This window comes from Mesorhizobium sp. M1428, from assembly GCF_040317515.1.
Taxonomy (GTDB): Bacteria; Pseudomonadota; Alphaproteobacteria; order Rhizobiales; family Rhizobiaceae; genus Mesorhizobium.
Genome location: NZ_JAMYKT010000056.1, coordinates 1 through 9,825, shown reverse-complemented (window position 1 = coordinate 9,825; position 9,825 = coordinate 1). Strand labels below are relative to the sequence as shown.

Below are 9,825 nucleotides of genomic sequence, written 5' to 3'. Positions count from 1 at the left end.
GTATCGGTGCTTCCGAGCGCTTCGAGATTACGGATCAGTTGGCTGGGTTAGGGAATAAGGCAGTAGGGCAGTAGGGCAGTTTTTTTTTAAAGGGCGCCCGAACCTCTGCCCTAGTGCCCTACTGCCCTACTGCCCTACTGCCCTACTGCCCTACTGCCCTACTGCCCTACTGCCCTACTGCCCTACTGCCCTACTGCCCTACTGCCTCATTTTCGGGGTTACATCCGGCAAAACTCTTCCCTATAAGGCCCTCCTAGCCTGATACCAGAATCGCGAGCACAACCGGCCGGGTCATCCCGTCCGGCTTTTTGTGCAAGCCGCCCGCCGAACGGACCTCGACATGCCAAGACGCACCGACATCAAGTCGATCCTGATCATCGGGGCCGGCCCCATCGTCATCGGCCAGGCCTGCGAGTTCGACTATTCCGGCACCCAGGCCTGCAAGGCACTGAAGGAAGAGGGCTTTCGCGTCATCCTGGTCAATTCCAACCCGGCCACCATCATGACCGACCCGGAACTGGCCGACGCCACCTACATCGAGCCGATCACGCCCGAAGTTGTCGCCAAGATCATCGCCAAGGAGCGGCCGGACGCGCTGCTGCCGACGATGGGCGGGCAGACCGCGCTCAACACCGCTTTGTCGCTGCGCCGCATGGGCGTGCTCGACCGCTATCAAGTAGAGATGATCGGCGCCGACGCGCACGCCATCGACAAGGCCGAGGACCGCGCGCTGTTTCGCGAGGCGATGAACAAGATCGGCCTGGAAACGCCGAAGTCGATGCTGGCCAACGCCACCGACGTCAAGAACGCCGACCGCAAGACGCATGAAGCCGAGCGCGCCGCGCTGAAGGCCGAGAAGCCCGAAAATCTCGACGCCGCGCTCGACGCGCTGGAGACGCGCTGGAACCTCGGCGAAGGCGACCGCAAGCAGCGCTATATCAGCCATGGCATGGCGATCGCAGCACAAGCGCTCGACCATGTCGGCCTGCCCGCCATTATCCGCCCCTCCTTCACCATGGGCGGCACCGGCGGCGGCATCGCCTATAACCGCGCCGAATTCTACGAGATCGTCCAGTCCGGCCTCGACGCCTCGCCGACCACCGAAGTGCTGATCGAGGAGAGCGTGCTCGGCTGGAAGGAGTACGAGATGGAGGTCGTCCGCGACAAGGCCGACAACTGCATCATCATCTGCTCGATCGAAAACATAGACCCGATGGGCGTGCATACGGGAGACTCGATCACCGTCGCCCCTGCCCTGACGCTGACCGACAAAGAATACCAGATGATGCGCAACGCCTCGATCGCGGTGCTGCGCGAGATCGGCGTCGAGACCGGCGGCTCCAACGTGCAGTTCGCCGTCAACCCGGCCGACGGCCGCCTGGTGGTGATCGAGATGAACCCGCGCGTCTCGCGCTCGTCGGCGCTGGCCTCCAAGGCGACCGGTTTTCCGATCGCCAAGATCGCCGCCAAGCTCGCCGTCGGCTACACGCTGGACGAGCTCGAGAACGACATCACCGGCGGCGCCACGCCGGCCTCGTTCGAGCCGAGCATCGACTATGTCGTGACCAAAATCCCGCGCTTCGCCTTCGAGAAATTCCCCGGCGCCGAGCCGGTGCTGACCACCTCGATGAAGTCGGTCGGCGAGGTCATGGCCATCGGCCGCACCTTCCAGGAGTCGCTGCAGAAGGCGCTACGCGGGCTGGAGACCGGCCTGACCGGTCTGGACGAGATCGAGATCCCCGGCATCGGCCACGGGAACGCGCCGGCCAGCCATGTCGATGACCGCAACGCTATCCGCGCCGCTCTGGGCACGCCAACGCCCGACCGGCTGCGCATGGTGGCGCAAGCGATCCGTATGGGCACCTCGCTGGAAGACGTGCACGCCATGTGCAAGATCGACCCGTGGTTCCTCGAGCAGATCGCCGGCATCCTCGCCATGGAGGATCGCATCCGCGAGCACGGTATCCCGGAGGACGCCGCCAATCTGCGCATGCTGAAGGCGATGGGTTTTTCGGACGCGCGCCTCGCGTCGCTGGTCAGGAAGGATGTCGAAGAGATCCAGAAGATACGCGACAAGCTCGACGTTCATCCCGTCTACAAGCGCATCGACACGTGCGCCGCCGAGTTCGCCTCGCCTACCGCCTACATGTACTCGACCTATGAGGTGCCGTTTGCCGGTGCGCTAGCCAACGAGGCGCAGGTCTCCTCGCGCAAAAAGGTCGTCATCCTCGGCGGCGGCCCCAACCGCATCGGCCAGGGCATCGAGTTCGACTATTGCTGCTGCCATGCCGCCTTTGCGCTGCGTGACGCCGGCTTCGAGGCGATCATGGTCAACTGCAACCCGGAGACCGTGTCGACCGACTACGACACCTCCGACCGGCTCTATTTCGAGCCGCTGACGCCGGAGGACGTGCTGGAGATCCTGCGCGCCGAGCAGGCGTCCGGCGAACTGGTCGGCGTCATCGTCCAGTTCGGCGGCCAGACGCCGCTGAAGCTGGCGGATGCGCTGGAGAAGGCCGGCATCCCGATCCTCGGCACCTCGCCCGACATGATCGATCTGGCCGAGGACCGCGACCGCTTCCAGAAGCTTTTGCACAAGCTCGGCCTCAGCCAGCCGAAGAACGGCATCGCCTATTCGGTCGAGCAGGCCCGCCTCGTCGCCGGCGAGCTCGGCTTCCCGCTGGTCGTGCGCCCGTCCTATGTGCTCGGCGGCCGCGCCATGCAGATCATCCACGACGAGAGCATGCTGCAATCCTATTTGCTCGACACCGTGCCCGGCCTGGTACCGGAGGACATCAAGCAGAAATACCCCAACGACAAGACCGGCCAGATCAACACGCTCTTGGGCAAGAACCCGCTTCTGTTCGACACCTATCTGTCAGGCGCCATCGAGGTTGACGTCGATTGCCTCTGCGACGGCAGGTCGACCTACGTCTCCGGCATCCTGGAACACATCGAGGAAGCCGGCATCCATTCGGGCGACTCGGCCTGCTCGCTGCCGGTGCACTCGCTGCCTTCGGAGCTTGTCGACGAGCTCGAGCGCCAGACGGCCGCCCTTGCCCGCGCGCTCAATGTCGGCGGCCTGATGAACGTGCAATATGCGATCAAGGACGGCACGGTCTATGTGCTGGAGGTCAACCCGCGCGCATCACGCACTGTGCCCTTTGTCGCCAAGACCATCGGGCGTCCGATTGCAAAGATTGCTGCCCGCATCATGGCCGGCGAGAGCCTGGAAGACGCCTTCGCCCATTACGGCGCCATGCCGGACCCGCGCAATCCCGGCCACATCGCGGTCAAGGAAGCGGTGTTCCCCTTCGCCCGCTTCCCCGGCGTCGACATATTGCTCGGACCGGAAATGCGCTCGACCGGCGAGGTCATGGGCCTCGACCGCGACTTCGCGCTCGCCTTCGCCAAGAGCCAGCTAGGCGCCGGCGTCGACCTGCCGCGCTCCGGCACCCTGTTCGTCTCGGTGCGCGACGAAGACAAGAAAGGCATATTGCCGGCGGTCAAGCGCCTCGCCGGCCAGGGCTTCAAGGTGCTCGCCACCTCGGGCACCGCCCGCTTCCTCGCCGAAAACGGCGTCGCCGCTGAGAAAATCAACAAGGTGCTGGAAGGCCGCCCACACATCGAGGACGCCATCCGCAACCGCCAGGTGCAGATCGTCTTCAACACCACGGACGGCCAGAAGGCGGTGTCGGACTCCAAATCGCTGCGCCGGGCGACGCTGATGCAGAAGGTGCCGTATTACACGACGCTGTCGGGCGCGGCTGCGGTGGCTGAGGCGATTGCGGCGCTGAAGGCGGGGAGTTTAGAGGTTCGGCCGCTGCAGGAGTATTTTTCTTGAGCGTTGTATCATAAAATATCGGAGAGAATTGATATCGTTTTCTAGCCATCCATAGAATTGACTATCCGGATTGAGATCGAAAATGAATATTAATGGAACTTCGGGTTTTCCCTTGAGAACCTCTCAAATATCAACATTATTTTAGGAAAAAATGGGTGCGGAAAGAGCTTCCTGCTTAAGAATGTCGAACAGCATGTGAAATCTATCGGAACAATTGGAAATACCAGATACATAAGCCCGGAGAGAGGGGGCTTCGTCTCTTACGAAGCGGGAATTGAACAAGCCATCATCAATAATTTGAATTGGATGAGCGATAATAGGCGGAAAAATCAGTCTGAGAATTTTAGGCAACAGAGCGCGTACTTATTCAGGCAGCTTGAATTACTTGAGCTTAGAGCTATCGAGAAAGACCAACTAAAGCTTGGATATACACCCCGAACGTTCGATGCAACGGTCGACCAAATAAACACCCTCCTCGATCGAGTGCGAATCGAACGCGAAAAATCTAAAGCCTTTTTGATCAAAGACAAAGAGACTGATGCGGCGATAACCTCTGAGAGCTTGAGTAGCGGTGAATCTGAGCTGGTTTCTCTCGGAATAGAATTTTTGTCTTTCGTCTCCGAGGCACAGCAAGACAAGGCTAATTTGCTGTTTATCGACGAACCAGACGCCCATCTTCACCCAGACCTTCAGGACAGATTGGCTAAGTTCTTGGTAAAGATTGTAAAAGCAAAGCCAGTCAAATTAATCATAGCAACTCATAGCACTGCGCTGGTGTCAAGTTTATCTTCACGAGCCGACGTTAACATCGCATTTATGAGGCGAAAGGATACAAAACTTTCATTCAAACCGGTGTCGGATGTTGACCGCAGTATCCTTCCAATCTTCGGCGCACATCCCCTATCCAATGTTTTCAACGAAGCCCCGATCCTACTGATCGAGGGAGAGGATGATGAGCGGGTGTGGCAGCAGGCCGTTAGGTCTTCTAATGGTCGCATTCGGGTCTATCCGTGCGCCATCGATGGCGGAGCCCACTTCGCGGATTTTGAAACGGAAGTGAACAACGTGATCGAAGCTGTTTATGACAATGCGAAAGCTTTTTCACTTCGAGACAGGGACCTCCAACCCGCTGAAATTGACGATTTTGGGCACGTGGTTCGAATGCGACTTTCGTGTCGAGCGGCAGAGAATCTAATGCTTAGCGACGAAGTGCTTGCTAGCACAGGAGTCACTTGGCCAGGTTTGGAAACACTCATCGGAAGTTGGTTAAAGGTGAACCAGGACCATCAATACTATGCAGCCATGCAGGAGTTTGTTGATGGTGGCCTTGATCGAAAGGTCCACGATCTTAAGTCCATCCGAAATATTTTGGTGGGTTTGATGTCCAATAAGCCGTGGGAAGTTCTTGTCGGACGAGCGATCGCTGCACTCGCCAATGGCAAACCTGCCAAAGGTCCAGTCGCGCCGGGAAGCCTGTCCGACTATCTCGGCGAGAAAGTGAGAGACCTCATCTTGGGTCTTGCTCAGCAGCCTCAAGCCGCGTGAACCACCCCCTCACGCCACAGCCACACACTCGATCTCGATAACAAACTCCATCGGCCATGGAGCCGCCGGCACAAAGCTGCGCGTCAGCGAGGTGCCTGCTGACCCAGGCAGTATTTCAGCTCCTTCAGCGACGCCTCGGTCTGCGACGCGCCATCCCGCACCTTGCGAACGCCAGTGCCGACGCTCGCCTCAGTTCAGAAAACCAATAAACCGCCCCGCAAACAGCACCGACGTCCACAGCACCAGCGAGAGCACAGCCAGGATGGTGACGGTCCCACCGGCCGGCTCGTCACCGTCTTTTGCGCGGCGTATGAAGACGAGGAAGTTGATGCCGGCGAGAAGGATAAGCCCCATCTTGGCGAGGAAGATCGGCATCGCCGCATATTCGCTCGCCCTGACTGAAAACAGCAGCGACCCCGTGACAAGCGCACCGGCGAACGCGCCCAATGCGGTGCGGCGCAGCAGCGCCACGAACGCCGCCTGCGGCAGCGCGCGGAAGGCGCCGAGGACCCTGAGGTCCATCAGCCAGACGCTGGTCAGCAGCGCGCCGATCGACATGATGTGCAGCGCATTGACGATGGGGTAGGCGACGAAGGAGGCCTTCAGTCCCCGCACCAAAGCGAGTTGCTCGATGCCGGCGAAAAGCCCGTCCATTCAGGCCGGCGGCACGCGGTCGGGATAGACGTCATAGGTCTTGCCGCCGACGATGATGCGGACTGCTTTCATGCGCTTTTCGCTCTCGTCGCGCGAGCGATGGCCGATCGCCGTCACGTCGTCGCCGACCTTGGCAACCTCCTCGGTGAAGCCGGCGGCAATGGTGCGGGAGGGCGGTGCCATCTCCACCCGCCACACCTCGCCCTCGGCGTCGACATCCAGCGTGGCATGCGGATTGCCGACATAGATGGCTATGATCTTGCCCTTGAGTTCGAAGAACCCGTCCTGCGTCCACGACCAGCCATGATGGGCATAGGCCGCGGTGGCGGCGACAAGCATCACCGCCGCTGGCAGCGTGACGCTCCGGTTGAAAGGTGACAGCATCGCTCGTCTCCTCGGTTCGGGCATAAAAGGGTAGGTCAGCGCGCGGCAGCGTCAAACCACATGAGGGCCTTTTGGGTCGCAGCGCTCCACAGCCATGGAAACGGCATGGATCCTAGGGTCTGCGCTCCGCTTCGCGTTCGCTCCGCCCTGGGATGACGAAGCGAGGGGAGGTTTCCAGCCAATCTCCAACGTCCGCGATTGGCCTTATGCCACGTCCCTTCGTCATCCTAGGGCGGAGCAGGAGCGAAGCGACGTCGCGGAGACCCTAGGATCCATGCCGTTACCTTCGAGCGTCGCAGCCTCCGCTGAGCATCGCCGCACTTACCGAGGCGATCGCCGCCCCTCACCCCGCCCAATCCACCTCGATCATCCCCAGCCGCTGATAAAGCCGCACCGCAGCCGCGTTCTCGACAGTATTGGTCTTGAGGTCGACATGCGCCGAGCCCCTTGCATGAAACGCCGCGAACGCGTGCCGCATCAGCGCTTCGGCGATGCCCTTGCCGCGCGCCTCGGGGTGGACCGCAAGGTCCTTGACGAAAGCCCGCGTCCAGCAGAGCGCCGCACCCGCCAGCCGGCCCTTGCGGTCGATGACCAGGAAACACAAAGCCGGGTCGAATTCCGCGTCGCCCGAAATGCGCGGCCACCATTGGTCGAACGGCCCGTCGGCGCCGTCGTCGAACACCGCCGTCAACAGCGCATGCAAGGCGAGTGCATCGGCGGCTTCGAAGGCGCGCATGAAAAAACCTTCCGGCCAGCGCGGCGCCAGAAGCGTGTCGTCGAGGATCTTGCGCAGGCGGATGTCGTTTGGCGCCGGTGGGCGCGGCTCAGGCATCGGGCTGCATGCGGCGGCGCAGGCTGTCGCTGCCGAGGCCGGTTTCGCCCAGCATCCCCTTGCGCTTGGCGTCATAGTAATAGCCGCTCTGGTAGAGCCGGTCGGCGCGCTTGGGGTTGCCGCCCGACACCAGCCAGGCGCCGCGCAGATATTTCACCGCATATTTCAAATTGGTCTCGGCGTCGAACAGGCCGCTCGCCGGTCCGTCATAGCCCATGCCACGCGCCGTCGCGTGCTTGATCTGCATCAACCCCCAATGGCCGTGATTGTAGGCTTTCGGGTTGAAGGTGCTCTCGCGGTTGACGACGCTGCGCACCAGATCGACCGGCACCTGGTAAAGCGCGGAATATTTCTCGATCAGCCGCTCGATCTCGCTGCGGGCGCCGGCATTCGACTGGCCCTCGGTGGGGTCGGTCGCGGCCAGAACGGCCGGGTTTTGCGGCACCGTGTAGGAAACCGGCTGAACGCCGGGCATGGCTGCGGTCTGTTCGGTGACCGGCATGGCGACAGCGGGTGTCGGGGCGACTGGCTGGGCATTGGCGGTCATGACGGCGGGGGTAGTTGCCGCCAGCGGCGTCGGCCCGGCAAAGGCGGCGGCCGGCTCGATCGGCAGCGCCGCCACCTGGGCGACGCCGGACGGCTCCGGCAGCACCGAAACCGTGTCGGGCAGCGCCAGCGTGAAGCCGGCATCGGTGTTGGCCGTGTTTTCGGTGAAGGCCGGCGCCGGGGTCACCGGCGAAGTCGAGGTGCAACCACTGAGAGCAGCCACGGCCAACACCGCCGCTAGGACGGGAAAGAGGAATTTTGCTGGCAAGCGGCGCTCGGGTCCGGTTCGTCGGGTGTTAAGAAGTCCTTACACCAGCATCTTTCCCCGGGCAATCCGCGGTAGACGGTGGTTTTCGGGTGGCGAGCCGGGCCGGGAAATGCGATATTGTTCTGGATTTGTACTTCGAAGGATTCCGGAAAGGAGCACGCCATGGACGCCTCTCATGCCACCACCGGCCACGCGGTCTTCGAAACCGTGCTCGGCTTCATGGGCATCGCCTGGAGTGATGCCGGACTGACCCGGCTCTGCCTGCCGCAGCGCAATCGCGACGCGGTGGAGCGCCGGCTGTTGCGCCATGCCGCCGCCGACCAGGCAGCACAGCCCGAGCCGCAATGGGTTACCGAGCTGACCACCTCGATCAAGGCCTATGCCGCCGGCGAGGACATCGATTTCTCCAACGTACCGGTCGATCTCAGCGGCGTCGACGAGTTCCGCCTGGCGATCTATGACGCGGCGCGAAAGCTCGGCTTCGGCGAAACCACCACCTATGGCGAACTGGCCAAACGCGCCGGCCATGCCGGGCTGGCGCGTGAGACGGGCGCCGCACTCGGCGCCAACCCGGTGCCGCTGGTCATCCCCTGTCACCGCATCCTTGCCGCCGGCGGCAAGATCGGCGGCTTTTCCGCCCCCGGCGGCTCGGCTACCAAGGAAAAGATGCTGGCCATGGAAGGCGTGCGCGTCGGCCCGCCGCCGCCGGCGCAGGTGTCGTTCGGGTTCTAGGGTTTATCGATGTTCAGGTGATGCCGACATCCCGGCCCGTCGTCTCAACTCCTAATCCGGAAGCAGGCGCCGGCGGAAGCGGCGGTCGATCTCCACCCGCTTGCATTTGTAGACGGTGCAGGAATTCGTATCGGCGCTCGGCACCGAGGCCCGCGCCCTGACTTCGCCAATGTCGCAGAATTGCTGGCTCCGCACGTAGCGGTCGTAGAGCGCCAGCCCCGGCACGCGCGCCGATCTGTAGCGCAGGATGACCGCACCCTCGCGCGCAATCGTCGCCTGCACCTTGCCGCAGCTCATGCGGGTCGGGTCGTAGCGCGAGACCGCCTGCGCCTCGGCGGCCACCAGCGTCAGGCAAGCGGCAAGCAGAACGATTCTCATGGCCCCTCTCCCCAAAACCCGGTCGCGCCCGAAGCCGGCGCGGTCCTCCCGCGTCAGGCGCGCAACAACGACGCTCTCACGCGATTGGGGCGGCCGTTGGGCAGCGTTGCCGCCGCGCCATTTTCCGCCCTGTCTTGTTTTTTGCACGAAAGCATATTATATGCCGTCCATTGATATTTCGGCCGATCGATCCGGGCCTCGCGATATTCGCGTTTGCTGACGTTCTATCTCCAAAATCTCGATACAAACCGGCTGGGTTTCGGTCCAGTCAAACTAAAGCAAACGTAAAGGACTATCGAAATGGCAACAGGTACGGTCAAGTGGTTTAATTCCACCAAGGGTTTCGGCTTCATTCAGCCTGACAGCGGCGGCGCGGACGTTTTCGTCCACATCTCCGCAGTCGAGCGTGCTGGACTGTCGACCCTGGTCGAAGGCCAGAAGATCAACTTCGAGATCGAGCAGGACCGCCGCACTGGCAAGTCGTCCGCTGGATCTCTGAGCAAGGCAGCCTGATTTTGCGAATGGCGCGCCCCGGGCGCTAGCCCCGGGGGCGCGGCAAGAGCCCGATGTTATGGCGGTGGCGCGAGCAGCGCGCCCGCGCGGCAGACCCCCCCAACCCCAAACACCACAATGCTGGCGGCC

9 protein-coding genes are annotated in these 9,825 nt (G+C 62.1%); 4 read left to right on the top strand and 5 right to left on the bottom strand.

Annotation, left to right across the window (positions count from 1 at the left end):
* Window positions 1-340: 340 nt before the first annotated feature.
* Window positions 341-3,844 carry a carbamoyl-phosphate synthase large subunit gene (gene carB / locus NKG60_RS31935; RefSeq protein WP_352866277.1) on the top strand — a complete coding sequence of 1,168 codons (3,504 nt, stop codon included), beginning with the start codon at window positions 341-343 and terminating at the stop codon, window positions 3,842-3,844.
* 129 nt (window positions 3,845-3,973) lie between these two features.
* A complete protein-coding gene (locus NKG60_RS31930) occupies window positions 3,974-5,389 on the top strand; it encodes an AAA family ATPase (RefSeq protein WP_352669681.1) in 1,416 nt (471 codons plus the stop codon).
* Between the two features lie 189 nt (window positions 5,390-5,578).
* Here the strand turns inward: NKG60_RS31930 and NKG60_RS31920 are convergent, their stop codons facing one another.
* The 4 genes from NKG60_RS31920 to NKG60_RS31905 form a co-directional block, all read right to left on the bottom strand.
* Entirely contained in the window at window positions 5,579-6,043 is a 465-nt protein-coding gene (locus NKG60_RS31920; protein ID WP_352669615.1) for a DUF6644 family protein, read from the bottom strand.
* Entirely contained in the window at window positions 6,044-6,427 is a 384-nt protein-coding gene (locus tag NKG60_RS31915) for a DUF6152 family protein (protein ID WP_352976661.1), read from the bottom strand.
* A gap of 343 nt (window positions 6,428-6,770) precedes the next feature.
* Window positions 6,771-7,259: a GNAT family N-acetyltransferase gene (locus NKG60_RS31910; RefSeq protein WP_352669610.1), complete on the bottom strand. Its 489-nt coding sequence runs from the start codon at window positions 7,257-7,259 to the stop codon at window positions 6,771-6,773.
* A complete protein-coding gene (locus tag NKG60_RS31905) occupies window positions 7,252-8,028 on the bottom strand; it encodes a transglycosylase SLT domain-containing protein (protein WP_352669607.1) in 777 nt (258 codons plus the stop codon). The genes NKG60_RS31910 and NKG60_RS31905 overlap by 8 nt, the downstream gene beginning before the upstream one ends.
* Window positions 8,029-8,235: 207 nt before the next feature.
* Between NKG60_RS31905 and NKG60_RS31900 the strand changes: the two genes are divergently transcribed.
* On the top strand, window positions 8,236-8,805 hold the full coding sequence (locus NKG60_RS31900) for a methylated-DNA--[protein]-cysteine S-methyltransferase (RefSeq protein ID WP_352669605.1): 570 nt from the start codon (window positions 8,236-8,238) through the stop codon (window positions 8,803-8,805).
* A 51-nt stretch (window positions 8,806-8,856) separates the two neighbouring features.
* Here the strand turns inward: NKG60_RS31900 and NKG60_RS31895 are convergent, their stop codons facing one another.
* Window positions 8,857-9,183, bottom strand: coding sequence for a hypothetical protein (locus tag NKG60_RS31895; protein WP_352669603.1), 327 nt, complete (start codon window positions 9,181-9,183; stop codon window positions 8,857-8,859).
* 300 nt (window positions 9,184-9,483) lie between these two features.
* Here NKG60_RS31895 and NKG60_RS31890 point away from each other — a divergent pair, with 300 nt between their 5' ends.
* Window positions 9,484-9,696 carry a cold-shock protein gene (locus tag NKG60_RS31890; protein ID WP_023678332.1) on the top strand — a complete coding sequence of 71 codons (213 nt, stop codon included), beginning with the start codon at window positions 9,484-9,486 and terminating at the stop codon, window positions 9,694-9,696.
* The last annotated feature ends 129 nt before the right edge of the window (window positions 9,697-9,825 follow it).

Coding starts and splice junctions, on each gene's coding strand:
- carB (WP_352866277.1), top strand. CDS start 341: ATGCCAAGACGCACCGACATCAAGTCGATCCTGATCATCGGGGCCGGC.
- NKG60_RS31910 (WP_352669610.1), bottom strand. CDS start 7,259: ATGCCTGAGCCGCGCCCACCGGCGCCAAACGACATCCGCCTGCGCAAG.
- NKG60_RS31890 (WP_023678332.1), top strand. CDS start 9,484: ATGGCAACAGGTACGGTCAAGTGGTTTAATTCCACCAAGGGTTTCGGC.
- NKG60_RS31920 (WP_352669615.1), bottom strand. CDS start 6,043: ATGGACGGGCTTTTCGCCGGCATCGAGCAACTCGCTTTGGTGCGGGGA.
- NKG60_RS31900 (WP_352669605.1), top strand. CDS start 8,236: ATGGACGCCTCTCATGCCACCACCGGCCACGCGGTCTTCGAAACCGTG.
- NKG60_RS31915 (WP_352976661.1), bottom strand. CDS start 6,427: ATGCTGTCACCTTTCAACCGGAGCGTCACGCTGCCAGCGGCGGTGATG.
- NKG60_RS31895 (WP_352669603.1), bottom strand. CDS start 9,183: ATGAGAATCGTTCTGCTTGCCGCTTGCCTGACGCTGGTGGCCGCCGAG.